A 24,159-nucleotide genomic window follows, 5' to 3' on the forward strand; every position below is an offset into this window, starting at 1 on the left:
TCGACGGCAGTCCCGCACCGCGTGCCGAAGGCCATGCGTTCGCGTGTTCCGCTGATCGGCAGCGCCGTTCGCATCCGCCGCGATCCGCTGGGGTTCGTGCAGCAGATCCGCCGCTACGGCGATGTGGCCACGTTCAAACTGGGCCCGCGGACGGCGTACGTGGTGAACCACCCCGATCTGATCCGTCAGATGCTGGTGACGGATGCCGAGAAGTTCCACAAGGGGGTGATGTTCCAGAAGGCACAGGTCCTGGCCCGCAACGGCCTGTTCACGTCGGAGGGGGAGTTCCACGCCCGGCAGCGCCGACTCATCCAGCCGGCAGTCCACGCCTCCGAGATCGCCGGCTACACCCGGACCATGGGGGACCACGTCCAGGGGCTGGTGACCGCATGGGCCGACGGGGAAGTCGTCCGGATGGACGAGGTCACCTTCCCGCTGGCGCTCGGCATCGTCGCCCGGGTCCTGTTCTCCACGGACCTCGACCCGGAGGCCGCGGCCGAGGTCCAGGAGACCCTCCCCGTGCTGCTGCGGGGTCTCGGCCAGCGCGCCCTGGCGCCGTTCGACTTCCTGGACCGGTTGCCGACGCCGACCAACCGGGCGTTCGAGCGCGCGCTGCCGCGGTTCCAGGCCGTGGTCTACCGGATGATCCGTCAGCACCGGCTAGACCTCGGGCAACACCCGGACCTGCTGACCTCGCTGCTGCGGGCCGTGGACGCGGACACCGGTGCGGCCATGACGGACGACCAGGTCTACGACGAGGTCACCAGCATGATCATCGCCGGCAGCGAGACGACGGCGGCTGCGATGTCCTGGGCGGCCTACCTGCTCGCCGCCCACCCGGCTGCGCAACGCGCCGTGCAGGACGAGGTCGACGACGTCCTACAGGGCCGTCCGGTGCGGTACGAGGACCTGGGGCGACTGCAGTACACCCATCGCGTCGTCAAGGAGACCCTGCGCCTCTACCCGACCACCTGGATGCTGATGCGCCGTCCCCTCGTCGACGTCGACCTCGGCGGCTACCGGCTCCCGGCCGATGCGATGGTGCTGTTCTCCATCTTCGCCCTGCACCGCGACCCGGCCCTCTTCCCGGATCCGGAGCACTTCGACCCGGACCGCTGGCTGCCGGCCCGTGCCGAGACGATTCCGCCCCACGCCTACCTGCCCTTCGGCGCCGGCCCGCGAGGGTGCATCGGGGGCCCGTTCTCCCACACCGAGGCGTCGGTGTTCCTCGCCACCCTGGCCCAACGGCACACCCTGGTTCCGGTGTCCGACGAACCGGCCCGGATCGTCACCACGCTCATCCCGATGCCGGGGCCCATTCCGCTGGCCGTGCGTCCCCGCAAGGAGCCACCCGTGTCGACCTCACCGGAGGCGGTGACCCGATGACACCCCCGACCGTCGACGCCGCCGTCGAACGGGCACTGGAGTACCTGGCAGGACAGCACGACCTGTCCTACCCGGACGCGGCACACGTCATGGGCTCCTACTCCACCGCGCAGTTCGTCAAGCTTGACCAGCAGCACCAGCCCCTGCCAAAGGCGGGAGAAGAGGCAGGGAGGTTCGCCGAGTTCCGCTGCGTGGGCGCCATCTACCACGTTGCCACCATCACCGATGCGCTCCTGGACGCCGCAGAGGCCGGCCACCAGGAATGCCGGCGGCTCGCCGACGAGAACACCGCCTGGCTGTTCTCCCAACGCGACGGCGTCTCCTGGCGGTACTTCCCCGGCTTCGAACCCCTACCGCACGACGCCGACACCCTCGCCCAGGTCCTGCGGATCCTCATCCGCACAGGCCACGCCGACAACGCCGTCGTACGAGCCGCCACAGCTCTCGCCGCGCGCAGCGCCTGGGACGACGGCGTCGTCAACACCTGGCTGCTCGACACACCCGGCGAACGCGACACGGCCAACCGGGTCTGGGGCCGGGGCCGGAACGACACCGGCCGCGATCCCGAGGTGGTCGCGAACCTCGCACACGCCACCCACCTGTACGAGCAGCACATCGGGCCCCTACCGCTGAGCCCGCTCGTCGGCCCGGCGACCCGCTGGCTGATCGACCAGCAACAGCCCATGGGCTTCTGGCGAGCCTCCTGGTATGTGGGAACCTGCTACAGCACCTACGTCGCCGTACGTCACCTCGCTGCCCTGGACGGACATCAACAAGAGATCGCCCGGGCCGCACGCTTCCTCGCACAGGCACCCGCACCCGATCCCCTCAACCGGGCCCTGGCCATGCTGGCCCTGACCGCGGCCGGCACCGCCGTGTCCCCTGACGACTGCCATCTGCTGATCGGCAGCCAATTCCCCGACGGCTCATGGGAGGCAGTGCCCTGGCTCGACAACCACGCCAGAGTGTGGGGAAGCCGCGCGGTCACCACCGCGCTCTGCCTCAAGGCCCTGCTCGCCGTGCAGCGTGACACCGTAGGCGCGAACCACGACGGCAGGATGCCGTGAGCGACACCCCTTCCACCCCCGCCACCTTGCCGCTGGGGGCATACATCCTGTCCGGCCGCGTGCCTGACGCGCGTGCGGGCATCGCCCAGGCGCAGGCCGGAGAGGCACTCGGGCTCAGCAACCTGTGGATCTCCGAGAAGTTCGGCACGAAGGATCTCGGCGCCCTCGCAGGCGCACTGGCCGCATGCACCACAAGACCCGGCATCGCCGCCGGAGTCGTCCCCCTTCAGACCCGGCACCCCTTGCAGCTCGCGTCACTCGCGACCACCCTCCAGTCGCTGACCGCAGGCCGCTTCCTGCTCGGGCTCGGACGCGGCGGCGGCTGGCTGTCCGGACTCGGCGTGCCGCCCACCGCCACGGCACGGATGGTTGTCGACACCGTGACCATGCTGCGCCGGCTGTGGAACGGCGAAGAGGTGACCTACCACGGCCCCGTGGGCGATTTCCCGAGGCTTCAGCTCCGGGAACTGCCGACCACACCGCCACCCCGCGTCGTCCTGGCCGGGATAGGTGAGCAGTCCCTGCGGCTCGCCGGAGAACACTTCGACGGTGTGCTCCTGCCGGCGTTCACCACGCCGCAGGCGGTCGCACGGACCGCCGCCCGCGTCCGCCAGACCGCGGCGACCTGCGGCCGTAGCCCGAACGCCGTGCGCGTCTACGCCACCGTCCTCACCGTGGCCGACCCGACACCCGAGGCCAGGGCTGTCATCGCGGGTCGGGCGGCAACCTACCTACAGGCTCCCGTCGGCGGCGAACGGCTGGTCCGGACCAACGGCTGGGACCTGGACGCGCTTCGACGACTGCGCGGACACCCCCACATCGCCCGGCTCGGCGACACGTACGCCGACGCCGTCCTCGACCCCCTCGACCTCGCCGAGGCCGCCGACCTGATACCCGCTACCTGGCTTGACGAGTCCACCGCAACCGGAAGCCCCCATGCCTGCGCCGCCCGGCTTCAGGACTACCTCGACGCCGGTGCCGACGAGCTGGTCCTGCACGGCACCACACCCGACCGGCTCGCCCCCGTCATCCACGCTTTCTCTGCGCTCCGCCCACCCTCGCGACCGCAACCCGCCGCGGCAGACACACAGGACCGCCTGCGATGACGGACCGGGGGCGCGCCGGGACGGATCGATGAGCAGACCCGCGACCGGATCTGTGTCATCGCCCGCGTGACAAGGTGCCCCTCCTCACCCCAGGTGGGTGCGGAGGAAGTCGAGCTCCAGGCGGAGCAGGCGTTCCGACAGGCCGCCCGCCGCCATGTGGGTGGCCCCGGTCAGCGGCAGCACCGAGTGCGGGCGGCCCGCCGCCAGCAGCGCCGCCGACAGCCGCAGCGTGTGCGCGGCCACCACGTTGTCGTCGACCAGGCCGTGCACCAGCAGCAGCGGCCGGGCCGGCTCACCCGGCACCGGCGGTTCGGCCGCCAGCTCCAGCAGCGAGTGGTGCGCGTACACGTCCATGCCGTCCTCCGGCAGGCCCAGGTAGCGCTCGGTGTACGCCGTGTCGTACAGCGTCCAGTCGCTGACCGGGGCGCCGGCGATGCCGCAGCGGAACAGCTCCGGGTGGCGCAGCACCGCCAGCCCGGCCAGCCAGCCCCCGAACGACCAGCCCCGGATGCCGACCCGCCCCAGGTCCAGGTCGGGATGCTTGTCGGCGAGCGCGGTCAGCGCGTCGATCTGGTCGGTCAGCACCACGTCGGCCAGCCGGCGGTGCACCGCCTTCTCGAACGACGGGGCCACCCCCGGGGTGCCCCGGTTGTCGACCGTCACCACCGCGAAGCCCGAGTCGGCCCACCACTGCCGCTCCAGCCAGGCCGCCCGCGCGGCCACCACCTCCTGGTGCCCCGGCCCGCCGTAGACGTCCAGCAGCACCGGCAGCCGGGTGCCCTTGACGTGCTGGGTGGGGTAGACCACCGCGCTGGGCAGCCGCCGGTCGGTCACCCGCACCATCGTCGGCCGGGGCGCGTACGGCGGGGCGGCGGCCAGCGAGCGGAGCTGGGCGACCTCCCGGTCGCCGCGCCACACCGCCCAGGTGGTGCCCGGCTGGTCCAGCGACGCGGTGCCGACCACCAGCGTGTCCCCGCCCACGGCGGCCGCGTGCCACCCTGGGGTGCCGCTCATCCGGCGGGCGTCCACGCCGCCGCCGATCAGCGTCCGCACCCGGTAGAGGTGCCGCTGGCTGGGCTCGCCCTCGCTCGCCTCCACCAGCAGGTCGGCCGGGCCGTTGCCGCCGGGCAGCCGGCCCACCACCCGGCGCACGTACAGCGACGGCGGGGTGAGCAGGGTGCCGTCGGCGAACAGGCAGCGGGCGTCGTACCCGTCGTGGGCCAGCTCGCCGCCGACCAGCACCCGCCCGTCGGGCAGGTGGGCCGGGGTGCCGGGGATCGGCTCCACCCAGCGCGGGTCGGCCAGCTCGGCGTGCACCTGGGTCTCGCCGGTGCGCGGGTCGACCGCGAGCACCAGGCCGTGCTGCTGCGACCGGCGCAGCACGGTGAGCAGCGGGTTGCCGTCGGCCCAGTCGACGGAGGCGAGGTACGGGTAGGTCTCCCGGTCCCAGTGCACGTCGACCCAGCCGTCGTCGAGGTCGAGCAGGTGCAGGCTGACCTCCGCATTCGGCCCGCCCGCCCGCGGGTACGCCACCGTGGTCGGCGGGCTGGCCGGGTCGGCCGGGTCGTGCAGGTGCCAGCGGGGCAGGCGGGACTCGTCGACGCGGGCGGCCAGCACGCCGCGCCCGTCGGGCGCCCACCAGTAGCCCCGGAACCGCTGGAACTCCTCGGCGGCGACGTGCTCGGGCAGCCCCCAGGTGACCCCGCCGTCCTCGCCGGCCAGCAGGCTGTCGGTGCCGTCGGGGGCCACCACCCGCAGCTCACCCCGGCGGACCCCGTCGGCGGCGTCGGTGACGTACGCCAGCCGCTCGCCGGTGGGGTCGGGGCGCGGGTCGAGCACCGGGCCGACGGTGGCCACCTCGACCACGTCGCCGTGCACCAGGTCGGCCCGGAACAGCCGCCCGGCCAGCGCGAACACCGCGATCCGGCCGGCCGCGTCCAGCGCGTACGAGCCGATGCCGGCGGCGCTGAGCCGCCGCCGCTCGCGCAGCGCCCGCTCGCCGGGGGTGAGAGCGGCCGGGTCGCCGCCCGCGCCGAGCAGGGCCACCGGGTCGGCGACCAGCCGCTCCTCGCCGGTGGCCGGGTCGAGCAGCCAGAGCGCGTCGGCGGGATCCTCGGGACCGGCCGAGCGCAGGAACATCACCCGGGACCCGTCGCCGGCCACGGTGACGGCGCGCGGCGCCCCGTGGCCGAACCGGCGGGTGCGGGCGGCCAGCTCCGGAAAGTCCACACGTCGGATCGTAGAGCCGCCCCGGGGGTGATGTGGCGGACCTGGCGGGACGCGTCGGGGCCGGCGCGGGTGAACCGCCGGTTAGAGTGACCGTCGTGACGACGCTGCCCGACCGCCGCCTCCTGCTGGTCCACGCGCACCCCGACGACGAGTCCATCGGCACCGGCTCGACGATGGCCCACTACGCCGCCGCCGGCGCCCACGTCACGCTGGTGACCTGCACGCTCGGCGAGGAGGGCGAGATCCACGTGCCGGAGCTGGCGCAGCTCGCCGCCGCCGAGGCCGACCAGCTCGGCGGGTTCCGCATCGGGGAGCTGGCCGCCGCCTGCGCCGCGCTCGGCGTCACCGACCACCGGTTCCTCGGCGGCGCGGGCCGCTACCGCGACTCCGGGATGATGGGCCTGGCCACCAACGACCACCCCCGGGCGTTCTGGCAGGCCGACCTCGACACGGCCGCCGGGTTCGTCGTGGAGGTCATGCGGGAGGTACGCCCGCAGGTCATGATCACGTACGACCCGAACGGCTTCTACGGCCACCCCGACCACATCCAGGCGCACCGGGTGGCGATGCGGGCGCACGAGCTGGCCGCCGCGGAGGGGACCGCCCCGGCGAAGGTCTACTGGACGGCCATGCCGCGCAGCGTGCTGGAGGCCGGCCTGAGCCACTTCACCGAGGCGGCGGACAACCCGTTCGAGGGCATCGGCAGCATCGACGACCTGCCCTTCGGCACCCCGGACGAGCAGATCGCCGCCCGGATCGACGCCACCGACCAGCACGCCGCGAAGGAGGCGGCGATGCGGGCGCACGCCACCCAGATCCCGGCCAACTCCTGGCTCTACTCGATCGCCGGCAACTTCGGGGCCGAGTTCATGGGCGTGGAGTACTTCACGCTGGCGGTGGGGGAGAAGGGGCCGGGCAGCGGCCCGTACGGCTGGGAGGACGACCTGTTCGCCGGGCTCGGCCTCGACGGGGACGGCTCGGGGCGGGCCCCGGTCGCGGCGGCCGGCGTCCGGTGACCCTGCCCGCCGCGCCGATGTCGGTCGTCCCGCCGCAGGCCCCCGCCCCGTCCCCGCCGGGGCGGCCGGGCTGGCCGTGGCGGCTGCTCGACCTCGCCCTGCGGGTCGCCGGTGGCGTGGTGGCCGTGGTGGGCGCGGTGGCGACGGGCCTGCTGGAGCTGATCCTGTCGACCGTCCGGGTCTCCGGGACGCTGGTCGGCGTGTCGGTGCCGGTGGCGGTCCTCGCCAACGTCGCGCTGAGCTGGTTCGCCCACGCGGCGGTGGGCCGCCGCTGGGCGGTGGTGCTGCCCGCGACGCCGTGGTTCGTGCTGATGGGCGCGGCGGCGATCCGCACCAGCGAGGGCGACCTGCTGCTGGCCGGGGACAACTGGGTCGGGCTGGCGATGATCGTGGCGGGCGCGATGACGTTCGCGGTGATGGGGTTCCGGCAGGTGCTCGCCCCGCCACCGGCCCGTCGCGACGGGTGATGACGACGCACAGGTTGCGGTGGTAGATATTCCTGCCAGGAGGCCCGCCGTCGGGGCGGGCGGTGCGGCGGGAGGCGTGCGATGGGGGATCGGTGGCGGGCGGTCGGGGTGCTCGCGGTGGCGCTGTTCGCGGTCAACGTGGTCGCCCGGGTGGTCATCAGGCTCGGCTTCGACGGCGACGACACCGCCGCCGACCGGGTCTCGTTGGCGATGTTCCTGGTGATCGGGCTGATCCTCGCCGTGCTGGCGTTCCGCTGGGGGCAGGACCGCCCGTTGGGCCGCTGGGCCGCCGACGTGGCAGCCGCAGTCGGGGCGGCACTGCTGCTGACCGTCCTGGTCGGGCCGCTGCTGGTCGGGCAGAACCCGTTCGGCGGTGGCGCGGGCACCTTCTTCGCCCAGATCTGGCTCTATCTCGCGGCGACCGCCGCCGGTGTCCTCGTCGGCTACCTGACCGTCACCGCGCTCGGCCGCGACCACCGCTCGCGGATGCTCAAGCGCTACGCCGAGATCAAGACCGCCAAGCCGCGCCGGCCCGTGCGCCGCTGACCGTCACCCCCGCCGTCGCGGGTCAGGGGGCGACGCGGGTGAGGTAGGTGTGGTGCGTGGTGAAGCCCAGGCCACGGTAGAGGTTCACCGCCGGGGTGTTGCGCTGCTCCACCTGGAGGAACGCGCCGGAGGCGCCCAGGGCGGCCCCCCAGTCGGCCAGGGCGCGGATGACGTGGGTGGCGAGGCCGAGGCGGCGGGCGTGCGGCAGCGCCTCGATCAGGCTCAGCCCGAGCCAGCGCCCGTCGCCGGTGACCGTGCCGCGGCCGACGGCGAGCAGCGCGCCGTCGGCGTACACGTGGGCGAAGCGGACCTGGTCCACGGCGGTGAGCACGTGGTGGGCGGCGTCCGGGAAGCCGCCCTTGCGCCCGGCGGCGACCGCGAGCCAGTCGTCGGACGGCGCGGCGGCCAGTTCGACCGGCGGCAGGCCGGCGGGCCCCGGTACGGCGGGCGGGGTGCCGGCCCCCGGCTCGACCTCGCCGTGCCGGCCCAGCGGCGCGCCGACCCGGCCCGGCGGTGGGTCGGCCCCGGCGGGCGGCGGGTCGACCCGGCCCGGCGAGGCGTGGTCCGCCGGTTCGTCGTCCGCTCCTGCGTGCTCCGGTCCTGCGTTGCCCGGGGCGGCTTGGCCCTGTGGCGGCGCGGCGCGGCCGGCGCGCAGCGGGGCGAGGGGTGCGGTCTGCACCAGCGTCAGCGGCCGGGAGGTCCAGCCCCGCGCGTCCAGCTCGGCCCCGACCGGGGCGGCGAGCGGCAGCGGCGTGTTGACCATGGCGGGCTGCCCGAGGTCGGCGTACCAGCGTTCGACGGCGTCCAGCGCGGCCGGCAGCGGCCGGTCCGGGTCGCCGACCGGCAGCGCCGAGTTCGCCCGGCCCGTCCAGCCCTGCGCGCTGCGCAGCAGCCAGTCGCCGAGCCGGCCCCGGGTGGGCGCCGGCCACGCCTCGTCGGAGGCCAGCTCCAGCGCCACGACGGCGGCAGCGGTCGGCCGGCGCGCCGGCGGCACCCGCTTGGCCCGGTGCACCTCGGCCACCGGCACCCGCAGCCGGCCCTGATCGGTGGTCAGGGTGACGTGGGTCTCGGTCAGCTCGACCAGCTCGCCGAGGGCATCGGAAAAAAGCGGCCGGCCTTCGCGAATCCCCACAATTCGGCGGACCACGATCCGGTGTCCCACATCCTGCTGTCGGAGCACGATCGACCCCCTCCCCGGCGAGATACTAGGCTCTAACCGTCGCGGGTGATCGCGGCGTGTCTTGCGGAGGAGAAGACCGGTGACCTACATCATCGCCGAGCCCTGCGTGGATGTGCTCGACAAGGCATGCATCGAGGAATGCCCGGTCGACTGCATCTACGAGGGCAACCGGATGCTCTACATCCACCCCGACGAGTGCGTCGACTGCGGTGCCTGTGAGCCGGTCTGCCCGGTCGAGGCGATCTTCTACGAGGACGACGTCCCGGAGCAGTGGAAGGACTACACCGGGGCGAACTACGAGTTCTTCGAGGACCTGGGCTCGCCCGGTGGCGCCTCGAAGATCGGCAAGGTGGAGAAGGACGCGACGTTCGTCGCGGGCCAGCCGCCGCGCGGAGAGGGCCACTGAACCGGCCCGCGCCGGTCTCGTCGCGGCTGCCCGAGTTCACCTGGGACACCCTGGACGCCGCGGCCGCCCTGGCCGCGGCGCACCCGGACGGCCCGATCAACCTGTCGATGGGCACCCCGGTCGACCCGGTGCCCCCGGTGATCCGGCAGGCCCTGGCCGACGCGTCCGACGCGCCCGGATACCCGCTGACCGCCGGCACCCCCGCTCTGCGGGACGCCGTCGCGACGTGGGTGGCCCGGTCCTGCGGCGCGCGCGTCGACGGCCTCGGCGTGCTGCCCACCATCGGCTCCAAGGAGCTGGTGGCGTGGCTGCCCACCCTGCTGGGCCTCGGGCCCGGTGACGTCGTCGTGGTGCCGTCGATCTGCTACCCGACGTACGAGGACGGGGCGCGGATCGCCGGGGCCACCACCGTGCGCACCGACTCGCTGACGGCGCTCGGCCCCGACCCCCGGGTCCGCCTGGTCTGGGTCAACTCGCCCGGCAACCCGACCGGCCGGGTGCTGCCCGCCAACCACCTGCGCAAGGTGGTCGACTGGGCGCGGGAGCGGGGGGCCGTCGTGGCCAGCGACGAGTGCTACCTGCCGCTGGGCTGGTCGGCCGCCGCCGAGCCGGTCTCGGTGCTCGCGCCCGAGGTGAGCGGCGGGTCGTACGACGGGCTGCTGGCCGTGCACTCGCTGTCCAAGCGGTCCAACCTGGCCGGCTACCGCGCGGGCTTCGTCGCCGGGGACCCCGCCCTCGTGGCGGAGCTGCTGAAGGTGCGCAAGCACGCCGGCATGATCGTGCCGGCCCCCGTGCAGGCGGCGATGATCGCCGCGCTCGGCGACCAGGAGCACGCCGACGCCCAGCGGGAGCGCTACCGGGCGCGGCGGGAGCGGCTGCTGGCCGCGTTCACCGGGGCCGGGTTCACCGTCGAGCACTCCGAGGCCGGGCTCTACCTGTGGCTGACCCGGGGCGAGGACTGCTGGGCGACCGTCGACTGGCTGGCCCGCCGGGGCATCCTGGTCGCCGCCGGCGTCTTCTACGGGCCGGGCGGCGCGCGGCACGTCCGGGCGGCGCTGACCGAGTCCGACGAGCACGTCGCGGCGGTCGCCGCCCGCCTCGCCCAGCCCTGACGGCGCAGATGGTGGACAGTCTCCGGGCCGCGGTGGTGGGCACCGGGCTCATCGGCGGCTCGATCCTGCTCCGGCTGCGGGAGCGGGGCGTCGACGTCGCCGGCTGGGATCCGGACGCCGCCACCCGGGCGGAGGGCCGCGCGCGGGGCGTCGACTTCCCCGACGCGCTGGCCGACGCCGTCCGCGACCGGGACGTGGTGTTCCTCTGCGGTCCGCTGTCCAGCCTGCCGGAGACCCTGCGCGCCGTCAGCGGGCTGACCGGCCCCGACTGCGTGCTCACCGACGTCGGCAGCACCAAGGGCGGGATCGCCGCGTACGCGGCGGCGCACGGGCTGACCGGCCGCTTCGTGCCGGGACATCCGATGGCCGGGACGGAGCGCGCCGGGCTGACCGCCGCCAGCCCCGCCCTCTTCGACGGGGCGGCCTGGGTGCTCTGCCCCGCGGCGGCGGGCCTCGACCGGTTCCGGACGCTGGCCGCCCTGCTCGTGGGGGTGTTCGGCGCGCGGGTCGTACCGCTGGATCCGGACGCCCACGACGCGGCCGCGGCCCTCGCCTCGCACCTGCCGCACCTGCTGGCCGGCGTCCTGGCCGCCACGGTGGCGGAGGCCGACCTGCGCGACGCCGCGCTGGGCCTGGCCGCCGGCAGCTTCCGCGACGGCACCCGCGTCGTCGGCACGCCGGCCGCCCGCACGGTGGACATGCTGCTGAACAACCGCGACCAGGTCCTCGCCCAGCTCGACCGGGTCGCCGGTCTCCTCGACCGGTACGCAGCCGCGCTGCGTGGCGGCGACGCGGCGGCCCTGGCCGGTCTCCAGCAGCGGGCGCGCGGGCTCCGGCTGGCGCTGCTCGACCGGGAGCTGCCCGCCGCCGCCCCCCGCGTCTTCCCGCGCGCACTCCCGCACGACCTTCCACCCGCACTTCCACATGACCTTCCGCACGACGCGGAGCCCGCCGACGAGGCGCGCGGCGCGGCGGCCGACGGCGAGCTGGCCTACCTGCTGTCGCTCGGTGCGGCCGGCGGCTACCTGACCGGCTGCGTGGTCACGGACTCCACGGTGACCTACACGGCCCACCTGCCCGCCGCCCCGGGTTAAGAAGGGGCCCCTGCGCTACAGAATGCGTTAACAAGGTGCCCTTCCTTTAGGGTGAAGGCATGGTGGACGGACCGGTCGTGGCGGTGCGCGGCGAGGCGTACCGGGAGGTTCCGCCCGAGCTGGCGCGGTTCGCGGTGACCGCGACGGCCCGGGACCGCAGCCGGGAGGCCGTCCTGAGCCGGCTCGCCGAGCGGGCCGCCGCCGTGCGGGTGCTGCTCGACGCCGCCGAGCCGGCCGTGGACCGCCGGGAGACCGGTGACCTGCGGGTGTGGCCGCAGACGCGTCGCTCCGGCGAGCGGGTGGTGGCCTGGCACGGCAGCGTCGCCACCACCGTCACCGTCACCGACTTCACCGCGCTGGGCGAGCTGATGCTGCGGCTGGCCGACCAGGACCAGGTGGAGATCGCCGGCCCGTGGTGGTCGCTGCGGCCGGACAGCCCGGCCCACCGCGACGCCCGGCACGCCGCGATCGCCGACGCGCTGGCCCGCGCCCGGGAGTACGCGGAGGCGCTCGGCGCGCGGGTGACCGCCCTGCTGGAGCTGGCCGACACCGGTCCGGCCCCGCAGCCGATGTTCGCCCGTGCCGCGTTCGCCGGCGGCGGCGCGGAGTCCGGCGGCCCGCCGGAGCTGGACCTCGACCCGCAGCCGCAGACCGTGCACGCGGCGGTCGAGGCCCGGTTCACGATCTCCGAGCCGGTGCTGGGCTGATGCCGGCCGCCGACGTGCTGGCCGTCGAGGAGCTGGTCGCGCGGGCCCGTGCCCTCGCCGACGCCGGCCCCCGCCAGTTGCTGGGGATCGCGGGCGCGCCCGGGGCGGGCAAGTCGACGCTGGCCGAGCGGGTCGTCGCCGAGCTGGGCGGGGTGGCCCGGCTGGTGCCCATGGACGGGTTCCACCTGGCGCAGGCGGAGCTGCGCCGGCTCGGCCTGGACGCGCGCAAGGGCGCGGTGGACACGTTCGACGTGGTCGGGTACGTGTCGCTGCTGCGCCGGCTGCATCGGCTGGAGCCGACGTCGGTGTGGGCCCCGGAGTTCCGCCGGGACCTGGAGGAGCCGGTCGCGGGGGCGATCGAGGTACCGCCGGAGGTTCGGCTGGTGGTGACCGAGGGCAACTACCTGCTGCTGCCGGACTACCCGTGGGACGAGGTGCGGGCGCTGCTGCACGAGGCGTGGTTCCTGGACCTGGACGTCGAGGTGCGGCGTCGCCGGCTGACCGCCCGGCACGAGGCGTACGGGCGGTCGCCGGAGCAGGCGCGGGCCTGGGCGCTGGGCAGCGACGAGACCAACGCGGCCCTGGTGGCCGGCACCGCCGACCGGGCGGACCTGGTGGTCCGGCTGGCCGACCCGCCGCCGGCCTGACCTGGGCGGCACCGGCCACGCGGCCCGGGCGGGTCACCGGACGTCGCGCCGGGCGGGTCACCGGACGTCGCGCCGGCCAGGTCACCGGACGCCGCGCCGGCCAGGTCACCGGACGCCGCGCCGGGCGGGTCACCGGACGCCGCGCCGGGCGGGTCACCGGGACGCCCCGCCGGGCGGGGGCCGCCCGACCCGCCCGCCGGGCATGCCGCGCCGGGCACGTCAGCCGACGCCCTGCCGGGGCGTCGGCACGCCGCGGCGCAGCAGCCAGGTCACCCGGGCCCGTTCGCGGCGGAACTCGGCGGCGTCGGGATAGGCGCTGTGGTTGCGGATCGGCGGGTCGGCGACCTCCCCGCCGGTGGGGTGCAGCGCGTCCGGGTCGTGGACGGGCAGGTTCCGTTCGCCGGCCGTCACCGGCCAGCCCAGCGGGTCGGTGTCCCGCCAGAAGTTGGTCCAGCCGGGCCGCCCGGACGGCCCGCGCAGCGCGTCGGCCAGCGCCGGCAGCCGGTCCGGCCCGAAGTACGCGGGGAAGATCCGCCCGTACAGCCGGGTGAGCTGGCAGCCGTAGGAGAAGAACCAGATCCGTCGCCGCCACCGGGCGGGAAGCTGGAGCAGCACCGCCGCGCAGATCACCGCGCCCTGGCTGTGCCCGGAGAGGATGATCCCGTCGACCCGGCGCGGGTCGTGCTCGCCGAGCGCGAGCAGGCCGGCGGTGCGGGTCTGGAGTTCCGGCACGGCCCGTTCGGCGTAGCTGGGCGGGGCGAGCGGGTGCGCGGCCCGGGGCCAGAAGGTGCCGATGTCCCAGAGCACGCCGACCGAGCGGCGCACGGTGTCGTTGCGGTAGACCATGAGCCCGACGGCGGCGATGGCCACCGGCAGCCAGCCGAGCAGGCCGTCGCCGGCGTCGGCCACCGTCTTGACCACGGTCGGCCACCCGTTCACGGCGGCCGCGTCGGGCGGGACGTGGGACAGGGCGGCGGCGGAGCCGAGGGTGGCGAGCGCGGCGCCGACCGCCGCGTACCAGCCGATGAGGCGCAGCGCGTGCTCGCCCACCAGCCGGTGCAGCGCCCGGTAACCGCTCACGTCGCGGCAGCGCCGCCGGTCGTGCGCGGAGAGGGCGTTGTCGCCGGGCACCAGCCCGGCGTACTCCTGCCGGCGGAGCCGGTGGAACAGCAGGCCGGCGCGGAGCGCGACGCCGGCCAGGGCGAGCACCGCGACGGCGAAGGCCAGACCGGCCCACATCACCGGCAGCGGCGGGACCACCCCGGTCCGGCCGCCCGCCGGGTCGCCGTCGGTGAGCCGGTCGGTGACCCAGTAGAGCACCCCGGAGCAGTACGCGATGCCGAGCAGCCAGCCGAATCCGGCGATCACCGCCGGCCCGCGCCCGCCCCAGCCGAGGTCGGCGTGCGGCTGCCCGGGCCGGGGCGGCGCGGCGGGGCCGGTGCGGGGCAGCAGCAGCCCGCCGCCGGCCAGCGCGATCGCGGGGACGGTGAGCATCCAGTCGTCCAGCCGGTGCGGGGCCGGCGGGACGGCGGGCAGCCAGCCGGCGATCCAGGCGACGCCGAGCGGCAGGAGCAGCGCGGCGGCGACCGGCGCGGCCAGCGCCCGCCGGCCGGACCGGGCGACCGCGCCGATGGCGGCGAGCAGGAGCACCTGCCCGGTGCCGTACCAGGCGATGATCCAGTCGTAGCCGGGCAGCGAGCGGTCGACGAGGCAGCCGGCCTGCGCCGGGTCGCGGATGCACCCGGCGGGCGGGCGCAGTTGCGCCAGCGGGGTGCCGGCCGGGCCGTCGGGCAGCAGCAGGAGCAGCACCGTGCCGGCCACCCCGGCGCAGGTCAGCACGATGACCGCCGCGCTCCACGGGCCGAGGGGGGTGTCTCCGGCGCGGCGGCTGAGCCAGGGCCGGCCGAGGGCCACCACGGCGATCAGCACCACCGCGCCGAGCACCGCCACGGTGGGCCAGGCGACGGCGGCCCGTACGCCCAGGGGCGGGTCCATGGCCAGCACAGTGCCGAGCGGCACGGCGGCCGCGACCACCGCGCCGACGCAGAGGTGCAGCACCCCGGCGCGGCGTAGCTGCCCCTCGCCGCACCAGAAGGTGGGGTCCTGCAACGGGTTGGCGCTGGCGGCCTCGCCCGGCGGGGGGCCGTCGGCGGGAGACGGCGCGCCGGCCGGGGCGGGATCGGCCGGCGGCCGGGCGGCCGGCGCGGCCGGCATCTCCGCCTCGTACTGGTAGGTGCGCCAGGCGAGCAGGCCGAGCAGCGCCAGCAGGCCGAGCGGGATCACGAGGCCGACGACGAGGGAGTGCGCGCCCTGCCGCCACCAGCCGTGGGCGAGGAACTCCCACACGCCCGGGACGCGGCGCAGGCACTCCTCGTCGACGCACTGCCAGGCGACGAGGTCCACGCCGATGCCGGTGGCGGCGAGGACCAGCGTCCCAGTGAGGCTGAGGCAGAACAGCCGGACCAGCCAGGCGGTGATGCCGGACCGGCTGCCCCAGCGTTCCTCGTCCGGGTCGGGTGGGATGCCGGGCCGGGCGTGCAGCGCCACGTTCGCCAGGGTGAAGGGCAGCAGCAGCGTCCAGAGGGCCCGCTCGACGTCCCGCGCGGTCCGCGCGCCGGAGGTCAACTGCCCCCAGCTGTACGCCTCGACGACCACCGCGTCGTCCGGCCCGACGTCGGTGGAGCGGTAGAAGCCGGTCACCTCGTCGCCGGCGACGAGCCAGGGGCGGGGGCCCTCGTCGCCGGGCTGTGGGGCCAGGCCGAGCACCTGGTCCGGGGGAGTGTTGGACACCCCGTGTACGCGCAGTTCGAGCACCCGACCGGCCATCGGTACCTCCTAGTGATGGCTCCACTACCCAGAGTGCACCCTGCGGGGCTGCTTCGACCACCCCTGGGGCGAGATGTTTTCGCAGGTAGGGGCCGTGATGACCGGATCTGCGGCGGGTCAGTCGATGGCGCGTACCACCCGGGCGGGGTTGCCCACGGCGACGACGTTCGCCGGCAGGTCGCGGGTCACCACGGCCCCGGCGCCGACCACGGTGTTGTCGCCGATGGTGACCCCGGCGAGCACGATCACCCCACCGCCGAGCCAGACGTTGTCGCCGAGGGTGATCGGCTGCGCCGCCTCCCACTTCTGTCGCCGTGGCTCCGGGTCGACGGGGTGGGTGGCCGTCAGGAGCTGCACGTTCGGTCCGATCTGGACGTCCGCGCCGATGGTGATGGGGGCGACGTCGAGGAAGACGGCGTTGAAGTTGACGAACCCGCGCGGCCCGAGGTGGGTGTTCCAGCCGTAGTCGCAGTGGAACGGCGGGCGGACCCAGGTGCCCTCGCCGACCGAGCCGAGCAGCTCGCGCAGCGCGGCCAGCCGGGCCTCGGGGTCGGCGGCGGAGCTGCGGTTGAACGCCTCGCTGCGGCGCGCGGCGAGGTCCAGGTCGGCGAGGAGCTCGGGACCCTCGGCGCGGTAGAGCTCGCCGGCCAGCATGCGGTCCTTCATGGAGGTCATCGGACGATGATGCCCGGTCGAATCTCCGCCTTGTGCGAAGTTCGTCACATTTACGTCTTTACCTTGCATACTCAGTATGCAATTCTACTCCTGTCAATGCGACCCGTATTGACTACGCCTTGCGAGGAGGATCGAGTTGCATCGAAAGGGAAGAAAACCGGCCGGCCTGGCGCTGGCCCTGGGTCTGGTGCTCGCCGCGCCCCTGACCACCCCGGCCGCCGCCGCCCCGGCCACGTCCCCCGCGGCCGTTCCACCCGGGACGCCCGCCGCCGCGACCGGCGCGACCGGTCCGGCGGGGCCCGTCGCCGGCCGCCCGGCCACCGTCACCCTGGTCACCGGTGACCGGGTCACCGTCACCGGCTCCGGCGCGGTGAGCATCCGCCCCGGCGCGGGGCGCGACAAGCTGCGCTTCCTGGTCCGGCGCGACCGGGGCCACGTCACCGTGCAGCCGCAGGACGCCCTGCCCCTGCTGCGCTCCGGCCGGGTGGATCCCCGGCTGTTCGACGTGACCGAGCTGATCGCCGCCGGCTACGACGACTCCCGCCGCGACAGCCTGCCGCTGCTGGTGTCGTACCGGCCGGGTGACGCCCGCCGGGCCGTCGCCGGCATCGCCGGCGCCCGGGTGACCCGCGACCTGCCGGCCATCCGGGGCGCGGCCGTGACGGCCGAGAAGGCCCGGGCCGGCACGGTCTGGGGCGCGGTGACCACCGGCCGGGCGGCGGCCCGGGTCGACACGGCGGGGGGTGTCGACCGGCTCTGGCTGGACGGCAGGCGTCGGGTCGCCCTCGACCACAGCGTGCCGCAGATCGGCGCGCCCACGGCGTGGGCGGCCGGCCTCACCGGCAAGGGCGTCACCGTCGCGGTGCTGGACACCGGCGTCGACGCCGAGCATCCCGACCTCGCCGGCCGGCTCGCCGAGTCGCGCAACTTCAGCGAGGTGCCCGAGCCGAGCGACACGATCGGCCACGGCACCCACGTCGCCTCCACCATCGCCGGCAGCGGCGCGGCCTCCGGCGGGAAGTACCGGGGCGTCGCGCCGGACGCCACGCTGGTCTCCGGCAAGGTGTGCGAGGACAACGGCTGCTCCGACTCCGCGATCCTCGCCGGCATGCAGTGGGCCGCCGTCGACAAGCGGGCCACCGTGGTCAACATGAGCCTCAGCGGCTGGGACACCCCGGAGGTCGACCCGCTGGAGGAGGCGGTGCAGACCCTCACCGCGCAGACCGGCACCCTGTTCGTCCTCGCCGCCGGCAACGCCGGAATGGACGCCTCCGTCGGCTCCCCGGCCAGCGCCGACGCCGCCCTCGCCGTCGGCGCGGTCGACCGGGACGACGAGCTGGCGGACTTCTCCAGCCGTGGCCCCCGCACCGGCGACGACGCCCTCAAGCCGGACATCACCGCCCCCGGCGTGGACATCGTCGCCGCCCGGGCCGCCGGCACCACCCTCGGCGAGCCGGTCGGCGACCAGTACGTGACGGCCTCCGGCACGTCCATGGCCACCCCGCACGTCGCCGGTTCGGTGGCGCTGCTCGCCCAGCGGCACCCCGACTGGAAGGCCGGCGCGCTGAAGGCCACCCTGATGGCGGCCGCGAAGCCGCACCCCGGGCAGACCGCCTACCAGCAGGGCGCGGGCCGGGTCGACGTGGCCCGGGCCATCGGGCAGCAGGTCACCAGCGACCCGGTGAGCGTGTCGTTCGGCCGGGCGCAGTGGCCGCACGACGACGACCCGGTGCTCGACCGCACGGTCACCTGGCACAACTCCGGGACCGCCCCGGTCACCCTCGACCTCACGATCGAGGCCACCGGGCCGGACGGCGAGCCGGCCCCCGCCGGCCTGTTCCGCCTCGGCGCGCCCCGCGTCACCGTGCCGGCCGGCGGCACGGCCGGGGTGACGGTCAGCGCCGACACCCGGGTCGACGCCCCGGACGGCTACCACACCGGCCGGGTCGTCGCCCGCTCCGGCGACACGGTGGCGGTCACCCCGATCGCCGTGCACCGCGAGGTGGAGAGCTACGACGTCACCATCAGCCACATCGGGGTCGACGGCAAGCCCACCACCGACTACGGCACCAGCCTGATGGACCTGGACGGCTTCGCCTTCCCCGTCGACCTCTACGGCGGCGTCCCGACGGCCACGGTGCGACTGCCGAAGGGCCGCTACGGGCTGGGCAGCTACCTGTTCGCCACCGACGAGGCGGGCGAACCGGTCGGAGCCACCCTGCTCGCCCGGCCCGAGCTGGTCGTCGACGGGCCGGTCGAGCTCACCCTCGACGCCCGCGCCGGCAAGCCGGTGCTGGCCACGGTGCCCGAGCGGGGCGCGACGGCGGAGCTGGTCGACGTGAGCGCGGTCTTCTACGGGGCCGACGACAGCGTCTACTCGTTCAGCCTGTGGAGCTCCGGCTTCGCCGGGGTGACCAGCGGGCAGCTCGGCCCGGCCAGCACGCCGGACCGCTTCGTCGCCACCATCGGCAGCCAGTGGGTCGACGCGGACGCCGAGAGCAGCCCCTACCTCTACGCGCTGCTGGAGGCGTTCCCGGGCCGGCTGCCGACCGGCTTCGTCAAGCACTACCGCGCCAAGGACCTCGCCACGGTCGTGCAGACGTTCCGGGACGCCTACCCGGGGACGAAGGCGGAACGGATCGTCTACGGCGAGCCGGAGTACAACACGGGCGGGTCCGCGCTGGTCGTGCCCACGGCGGTGCCCGGCAAGCGGGTCGAGCACTTCAGCACCAACGCCGTGAGCTGGAGCACCGAGCTGGACTTCGGCACCCCGACCGAGGACGGCTGGCTGGACGTGAAGGCGCTGCTGGCGTCGCCGCTGACCCGGTACCGGCCCGGCGAGACCCGGCACGAGACCTGGGGCGTCGCCCCGTTCGCGCCGTCGTTCCCGGTGCGGCGCTGGGGGACCGAGGGGATCACCCGCCAGGGCGACCTCATCGTGGTCGACCTGGCCGCGCACAGCGACCAGGCCGGGCACGTCGGCGGGTCCCTCAACGAGACCCAGTGGACCCGGCTCTACCGCAACGGGAAGCTGGTCGGGGAGAGCGGATACCCCGGCTACGGCGAGTTCGAGGTGCCCCCGGGCGCGGCGGACTACCGGGTGGAGACCCTCGCCACCCGCGACGTCGCCGACCTGAGCACCGAGGTGGCCGCCGCGTGGACGTTCCGCTCGAAGCACGTCGCCGGTGACGACTTCGTGCCGCAGCCGGCGGCGGCGGTGCGCTTCGCCCCGGCGCTGCGCCCCGACAACAGCGCCCCGGCGGGCCGCACCTTCACCGTGCCGGTGCGGGTCGAACCGCAGGACGGCGCGCCGGCGGCGAAGGTGGCCTCGCTGACCGTCGACGCCTCCTACGACGGCGGCAAGACCTGGCGCAAGGCGGAACTGCGCCGCCAGGGCGCCGGCTGGGTGGCGACGCTGCACCACCCGGCGGGCACCGGCTACGTGTCGCTGCGCGCCACCGCGAAGGACACCGCCGGCAACACGGTGACCACGCGGATCATCCAGGCGTACCGGCTGAGGTGACCCGGCGTCCGGGCCCGGCGGTCCCCTCCCGCCGGGCCCGGACGCGCGGCCCTGCCGTCGGTCGCCGGCGCGCGGCCCCATCGTCGGTCGTCGGCGCGCGGGCCGCCGCCGGCCCTCGGGCGCAGGGCCGCCCGGCCGTCGGCGCGGGCGTCAGTCGTTGGCGTGCAGGGCGGCGTTCAGCTCGATGCCCCGGCCCGTGCGCGGGCGGGCCTCCAGCGCGCCGGTGACCGAGTTGCGCCAGAACAGCAGCCCGTCCACCCCGGACAGCTCGCGGGCCTTGACCACCCGGCCGTCCGGCAGGGCGATCTTCGAGGCCGCCGTGACGTAGCAGCCGGCCTCGACCACGCAGTCGTCGCCGAGCGAGATGCCGACGCCCGCGTTCGCGCCGACCAGGCTCCGCTCGCCGATGCGCACCCGGTCGGTGCCGCCGCCGGAGAGGGTGCCCATGATCGACGCGCCGCCGCCGATGTCGGAGCCGTCGCCGACCACCACGCCCTGCACGATCCGCCCCTCCACCATCGAGGTGCCCAGCGTGCCGGCGTTGAAGTTGACGAAGCCCTCGTGCATGACCGTGGTGCCGGCGGCCAGGTGCGCGCCGAGCCGGACCCGGTCCGCGTCGGCGATCCGCACCCCGGAGGGCACCACGTAGTCGGTCATCCGGGGGAACTTGTCCACCCCGTGGACCGCCAGGTGGCGGCCGGCGGCCCGCTCGATCACCCGCAGCTCGTCGACCCGCTCCGGCGGGCACGGCCCGGCCGACGTCCAGGCCACGTTGGCCAGCTTGCCGAAGATGCCGTCGAGGTTCAGCTCGTTGGGCCGCACCAGGCGGTGGGAGAGCAGGTGCAACCTGAGGTACGCGTCCGCGGCGTCCTTGATCGGGTCGTCCAGCGAGCCGATCACGGTGACCACCTGGACCGTGCGCAGCCCTGGCAGCGCCCGCTCGCCGACCGCGCCCGGCGGCAGGTCCAGCACGTCCGCCTCGTCCTCGCCCGGGACCAGCGGCAGCTCGCCGAGCCCCAGCTTGCCCGTCGGATACCAGGTGTCGAGCACCTGCTCGTCGGCGGTGATCGTGGCCAGGCCGATGCCCCACGCAGGCTGTGCAGTCGTCACGCCTGTGACGGTACCGTGCGAACCATGGAGAACCCGCTGACCCCCGAGGTCCTCGCCGATCCGGTGGCGTTGACCCGTGCACTGGTCGACATAGAGTCCGTCTCCCTCCACGAGAAGGCCATCGCCGACTGCGTCGAGGAGGTGCTGCGCGGGGTGCCGCACCTGACCACGTTCCGGCACGGCAACACCGTGATGGCGCGCACCGACCTGGGGCGGTCCTCCCGGGTCGTGCTCGCCGGGCACCTGGACACCGTGCCGCTGAACAACAACTTCCCGTCGACCATGCGCGGCGACCTCATGTACGGCTGCGGCACCTCCGACATGAAGTCCGGCGTCGCGTACGCGCTGCACCTGGCGGTCACCCTGCCCGACCCGCGCTACGACGTGACCTACTTCTTCTACGAGGCCGAGGAGATCGAGTCCAAGTACAACGGGCTCTTCCTGGTCGCCGAGGCGCACCCGGAGTGGCTCCAGGCGGACTTCGCGGTGCTGCTGGAGCCGACGTACGGCATCGTCGAGGCCGGCTGCCAGGGGACCATGCGGTCGGTGGTGACCACCACCGGCGTCCGGGCCCACTCGGCGCGCTCCTGGCACGGGGTGAACGCCATCCACGGCGCGGGCGAGGTGCTGCGCCGGCTGTCGGCGTACGAGGCGCGGCGCGTCACCATCGACGGCTGCGACTACCGCGAGGGCATGAACGCGGTGCGGATCAGCGGCGGGGTCGCCGGCAACGTGGTGCCCGACCGGTGCGAGATCGAGGTCAACTACCGGTTCGCCCCCGACCGGACGCCGGCCGAGGCCGAGGCGCACCTGCGCGAGGTCTTCGACGGCTTCGAGCTGCGGGTGACCGACGTGGCCGCCGGGGCGGCGCCCGGGCTGGAGGCGGCCCCGGCGAAGGAGTTCCTGGCGGCCGTCGGCGCCGCGCCGATCGGCAAGCTCGGCTGGACGGACGTGGCCCGGTTCGCCGCGATGGGCATCCCCGCGCTGAACTTCGGCCCGGGCGACCCCAACCTGGCCCACCACCCCGACGAGCACGTCGAGATCGGCAAGATCCGCGACGGCGCGGCGACCCTGCACCGCTGGCTCGCCCCGGCCTGAGCACCCCGGGGCCGGTGCGCACCGAAGCCGGCCCGGCATGAGCGCACCGGAACCGGTCCGGCCTGAGCGCACCGGAACGGCCCGGACGCGCCGGGGCGGCCCGCGGCACCGCGCTGCGGTGGGCGGGCCGCCCCGGCGACCTGCGGTGGTCGGTCAGGCGGTCGGGGTCAGGGACGACTCGGGGCGGGTGTCGGTCGGGTCGCCGGTGAGGTCGGCGACGGGGGCTTCCATCTGCCGGGCGCGGCGGCGCTCGGCCACCACGTCCCGGATCCGCCGCTGCATCTGCCGACGGATCCGGATCATCTCGCTGTTGCTGATCACGCTGGCTCCTCCCCCGAAGGCGCGTGCCGGGGCATACCCGGTATATGAATGGTAAGACGTACGGGCGAGCGAATTAGTTGCCCTGGTCGCGGAAAATTTCTCCGGCCCGCCCCTGGTGCGGGCGTCGCACCCCGCTACCACCCCTCCACTACGGTTGCTTCCATGAGTGACAGGGCTGCCAGGAGCGACAGCGACGGGCGCGGTACGGCCCGCGGGCCGGGGCGGGAGCGGCACCGGGGTGCGGTCACCCTGCGTCGCGGCGCGATCCCGACCAGCACCGCCGATCAGCGGCTGCTGGACTCCCGGGGCCGGGGCGACTGGAAGACGAAGGACGCCTGGCGGGCGCTGCGCATCCTGTCCGAGTTCGTGGAGGGCTTCGACACCCTCGCCGACCTGCCGCCCGCGGTCAGCGTCTTCGGCTCCGCCCGCAGCAAGCCGGACAGCCCCGAGTGCCGGCTGGCCGAGGAGCTCGGCGCCGCCCTGGCCCGCGCCGGGTACGCGGTGATCACCGGCGGCGGGCCGGGCGTGATGGAGGCGGCCAACCGGGGCGCCAGCGAGGCCGGCGGGCTCTCCGTCGGGCTCGGCATCGAGCTCCCCTTCGAGCAGGGCCTCAACGACTGGGTCGACCTGGCCATCGACTTCCGGTACTTCTTCGCCCGCAAGACCATGTTCGTCAAGTACGCGCAGGCGTTCGTGGTGCTGCCCGGCGGGTTCGGCACCATGGACGAGCTGTTCGAGGCGCTGACGCTGGTGCAGACCGGCAAGGTCACCCGGTTCCCGGTGGTGCTGATGGGCACGGAGTACTGGCGGGGCCTGCTCGACTGGCTACGCGACACGATGGCCGTCGACGGCAAGATCGGGCCGGCCGACCTGGAGCTGATCTGCCTCACCGACGACGTCGACGCCGCCGTGCGGCACATCGTGGCCGCCGAGGCGGCGCTCTCCGCCGAGCAGGCCGCCGTCGAGCGGACCGCCGCCGACCAGCAGGCCGCCGACCAGCAGACCCGGGAGGGCTGAACCGGTGGCCGCGATCTGCGTGTTCTGCGCGTCCTCCCGCACGCTCGACCAGCGCTGGCTGGACCTCGCCGCCGAGACCGGCCGGGAGATCGCCCGACGGGGGCACACCCTGGTCAGCGGCGGCGGCTGCGTCGGGATGATGGGGGCGGTGGTCGAGGGGGCCCGGTCGGCCGGCGGCCGTACGGTCGGGGTGATCCCGCAGTCCCTGGTCGACCTGGAGGTCGCCGATCTCGCCTCGGACGAGCTGCTGGTCACCGCCAGCATGGCCGACCGCAAGACCCTGATGATCGAGAAGTCGGACGCGTTCCTCACCCTGCCCGGCGGGCTGGGCACCCTGGACGAGCTGTTCGAGGTGTGGACGACCGCCACCCTCGCCCTGCACGCCAAGCCGATGGTGCTGGTGGACACGGACGGCTTCTACCGCCCCCTGCTCGACTGGCTCACGCTGCTCACCGACCGCAACTTCCTCAAGCCGGCGGGCATGGACCTCCTCCTGCTGGCCGACACCATCCCCGACGCCCTGACCACCCTGGAATCCCACCTCCCCTGACCCCCAGACCCGTCCCACCCCGTCTCGCGGCGCGGGGGCGGGGGAGTGGGTGGGGCGCGGTGGGGTGGGTGTCGGT

The 24,159-nt window shown here is 75.0% G+C and carries 21 protein-coding genes; 15 read left to right on the plus strand and 6 right to left on the minus strand.

The genetic code is table 11. From position 1 onward, the window contains the following. Nucleotides 1-33 precede the first annotated feature (33 nt). Genes HDA31_RS03145 through HDA31_RS03155 form a run of 3 tightly spaced genes read left to right on the plus strand, consistent with a single transcriptional unit; the run spans nucleotide 34 to nucleotide 3,559 of the window. Complete coding sequence (locus HDA31_RS03145; protein ID WP_178066347.1) at nucleotides 34-1,386, plus strand: cytochrome P450; 1,353 nt, start codon at nucleotides 34-36, stop codon at nucleotides 1,384-1,386. Then, nucleotides 1,383-2,453: a hypothetical protein gene (locus tag HDA31_RS03150; protein WP_178066346.1), complete on the plus strand. Its 1,071-nt coding sequence runs from the start codon at nucleotides 1,383-1,385 to the stop codon at nucleotides 2,451-2,453. Before HDA31_RS03145 ends, HDA31_RS03150 begins: the two co-directional genes overlap by 4 nt. After that, complete coding sequence (locus HDA31_RS03155) at nucleotides 2,450-3,559, plus strand: TIGR03857 family LLM class F420-dependent oxidoreductase (RefSeq protein WP_219824957.1); 1,110 nt, start codon at nucleotides 2,450-2,452, stop codon at nucleotides 3,557-3,559. The genes HDA31_RS03150 and HDA31_RS03155 overlap by 4 nt, the downstream gene beginning before the upstream one ends. A gap of 84 nt (nucleotides 3,560-3,643) precedes the next feature. Here HDA31_RS03155 and HDA31_RS03160 read toward each other — a convergent pair whose 3' ends face one another. Continuing rightward, entirely contained in the window at nucleotides 3,644-5,788 is a 2,145-nt protein-coding gene (locus tag HDA31_RS03160) for a S9 family peptidase (protein WP_178066345.1), read from the minus strand. Nucleotides 5,789-5,874: 86 nt separating this feature from the next. Here HDA31_RS03160 and mshB point away from each other — a divergent pair, with 86 nt between their 5' ends. From mshB to HDA31_RS03175, 3 genes are all read left to right on the plus strand, one after another. Beyond that, nucleotides 5,875-6,804, plus strand: a complete 930-nt coding sequence (mshB, locus tag HDA31_RS03165) for an N-acetyl-1-D-myo-inositol-2-amino-2-deoxy-alpha-D-glucopyranoside deacetylase (protein WP_178066344.1) — start codon at nucleotides 5,875-5,877, stop codon at nucleotides 6,802-6,804. 17 nt (nucleotides 6,805-6,821) lie between these two features. Next, nucleotides 6,822-7,271 (plus strand): hypothetical protein, encoded by a 450-nt coding sequence (locus HDA31_RS03170; RefSeq protein WP_074472864.1) that lies wholly within the window; start codon nucleotides 6,822-6,824, stop codon nucleotides 7,269-7,271. A gap of 81 nt (nucleotides 7,272-7,352) precedes the next feature. Then, nucleotides 7,353-7,817: a hypothetical protein gene (locus tag HDA31_RS03175; protein ID WP_178066343.1), complete on the plus strand. Its 465-nt coding sequence runs from the start codon at nucleotides 7,353-7,355 to the stop codon at nucleotides 7,815-7,817. A 22-nt stretch (nucleotides 7,818-7,839) separates the two neighbouring features. Here the strand turns inward: HDA31_RS03175 and HDA31_RS03180 are convergent, their stop codons facing one another. Next, complete coding sequence (locus HDA31_RS03180) at nucleotides 7,840-8,997, minus strand: GNAT family N-acetyltransferase (RefSeq protein WP_376701355.1); 1,158 nt, start codon at nucleotides 8,995-8,997, stop codon at nucleotides 7,840-7,842. A 79-nt stretch (nucleotides 8,998-9,076) separates the two neighbouring features. On the opposite strand from HDA31_RS03180, the gene fdxA reads away from it, so the two are divergent. The 5 genes from fdxA to HDA31_RS03205 are packed head-to-tail and all read left to right on the plus strand — an operon-like array spanning nucleotide 9,077 to nucleotide 12,963. Further along, nucleotides 9,077-9,403 carry a ferredoxin gene (gene fdxA / locus HDA31_RS03185; RefSeq protein WP_007072862.1) on the plus strand — a complete coding sequence of 109 codons (327 nt, stop codon included), beginning with the start codon at nucleotides 9,077-9,079 and terminating at the stop codon, nucleotides 9,401-9,403. Beyond that, nucleotides 9,400-10,515 (plus strand): succinyldiaminopimelate transaminase, encoded by a 1,116-nt coding sequence (gene dapC, locus HDA31_RS03190; protein ID WP_278136249.1) that lies wholly within the window; start codon nucleotides 9,400-9,402, stop codon nucleotides 10,513-10,515. Before fdxA ends, dapC begins: the two co-directional genes overlap by 4 nt. 8 nt (nucleotides 10,516-10,523) lie before the next feature. Then, nucleotides 10,524-11,609: a prephenate dehydrogenase gene (locus HDA31_RS03195; protein WP_178066341.1), complete on the plus strand. Its 1,086-nt coding sequence runs from the start codon at nucleotides 10,524-10,526 to the stop codon at nucleotides 11,607-11,609. Between the two features lie 59 nt (nucleotides 11,610-11,668). Beyond that, nucleotides 11,669-12,316, plus strand: a complete 648-nt coding sequence (locus HDA31_RS03200) for an SIMPL domain-containing protein (protein WP_074472639.1) — start codon at nucleotides 11,669-11,671, stop codon at nucleotides 12,314-12,316. After that, entirely contained in the window at nucleotides 12,316-12,963 is a 648-nt protein-coding gene (locus HDA31_RS03205; RefSeq protein ID WP_178066340.1) for a nucleoside/nucleotide kinase family protein, read from the plus strand. Before HDA31_RS03200 ends, HDA31_RS03205 begins: the two co-directional genes overlap by 1 nt. A gap of 219 nt (nucleotides 12,964-13,182) precedes the next feature. On the opposite strand, the gene HDA31_RS03210 is transcribed toward HDA31_RS03205, so the two are convergent. Then, nucleotides 13,183-15,789 (minus strand): hypothetical protein, encoded by a 2,607-nt coding sequence (locus tag HDA31_RS03210; protein ID WP_178066339.1) that lies wholly within the window; start codon nucleotides 15,787-15,789, stop codon nucleotides 13,183-13,185. Nucleotides 15,790-15,906: 117 nt separating this feature from the next. Continuing rightward, nucleotides 15,907-16,464: a sugar O-acetyltransferase gene (locus tag HDA31_RS03215; RefSeq protein ID WP_178066338.1), complete on the minus strand. Its 558-nt coding sequence runs from the start codon at nucleotides 16,462-16,464 to the stop codon at nucleotides 15,907-15,909. Between the two features lie 187 nt (nucleotides 16,465-16,651). Here HDA31_RS03215 and HDA31_RS03220 point away from each other — a divergent pair, with 187 nt between their 5' ends. Continuing rightward, a complete protein-coding gene (locus HDA31_RS03220) occupies nucleotides 16,652-19,987 on the plus strand; it encodes a S8 family serine peptidase (protein ID WP_178067810.1) in 3,336 nt (1,111 codons plus the stop codon). Between the two features lie 150 nt (nucleotides 19,988-20,137). Here HDA31_RS03220 and dapD read toward each other — a convergent pair whose 3' ends face one another. Beyond that, nucleotides 20,138-21,097, minus strand: a complete 960-nt coding sequence (gene dapD / locus HDA31_RS03225) for a 2,3,4,5-tetrahydropyridine-2,6-dicarboxylate N-succinyltransferase (protein ID WP_178066337.1) — start codon at nucleotides 21,095-21,097, stop codon at nucleotides 20,138-20,140. Between the two features lie 24 nt (nucleotides 21,098-21,121). On the opposite strand from dapD, the gene dapE reads away from it, so the two are divergent. Further along, complete coding sequence (gene dapE / locus HDA31_RS03230) at nucleotides 21,122-22,195, plus strand: succinyl-diaminopimelate desuccinylase (protein WP_178066336.1); 1,074 nt, start codon at nucleotides 21,122-21,124, stop codon at nucleotides 22,193-22,195. Nucleotides 22,196-22,348: 153 nt separating this feature from the next. On the opposite strand, the gene HDA31_RS03235 is transcribed toward dapE, so the two are convergent. Continuing rightward, nucleotides 22,349-22,516 (minus strand): hypothetical protein, encoded by a 168-nt coding sequence (locus HDA31_RS03235; RefSeq protein ID WP_176734749.1) that lies wholly within the window; start codon nucleotides 22,514-22,516, stop codon nucleotides 22,349-22,351. A 162-nt stretch (nucleotides 22,517-22,678) separates the two neighbouring features. Between HDA31_RS03235 and HDA31_RS03240 the strand changes: the two genes are divergently transcribed. Together HDA31_RS03240 and HDA31_RS03245 are read left to right on the plus strand one after the other, a co-directional pair. After that, entirely contained in the window at nucleotides 22,679-23,533 is an 855-nt protein-coding gene (locus tag HDA31_RS03240; RefSeq protein ID WP_178066335.1) for an LOG family protein, read from the plus strand. 4 nt (nucleotides 23,534-23,537) lie between these two features. Continuing rightward, nucleotides 23,538-24,083 carry an LOG family protein gene (locus HDA31_RS03245; RefSeq protein WP_178066334.1) on the plus strand — a complete coding sequence of 182 codons (546 nt, stop codon included), beginning with the start codon at nucleotides 23,538-23,540 and terminating at the stop codon, nucleotides 24,081-24,083. Nucleotides 24,084-24,159: the final 76 nt, after the last annotated feature.

Source organism: Micromonospora carbonacea (genome assembly GCF_014205165.1).
Classification (GTDB): domain Bacteria; phylum Actinomycetota; class Actinomycetes; order Mycobacteriales; family Micromonosporaceae; genus Micromonospora; species Micromonospora carbonacea.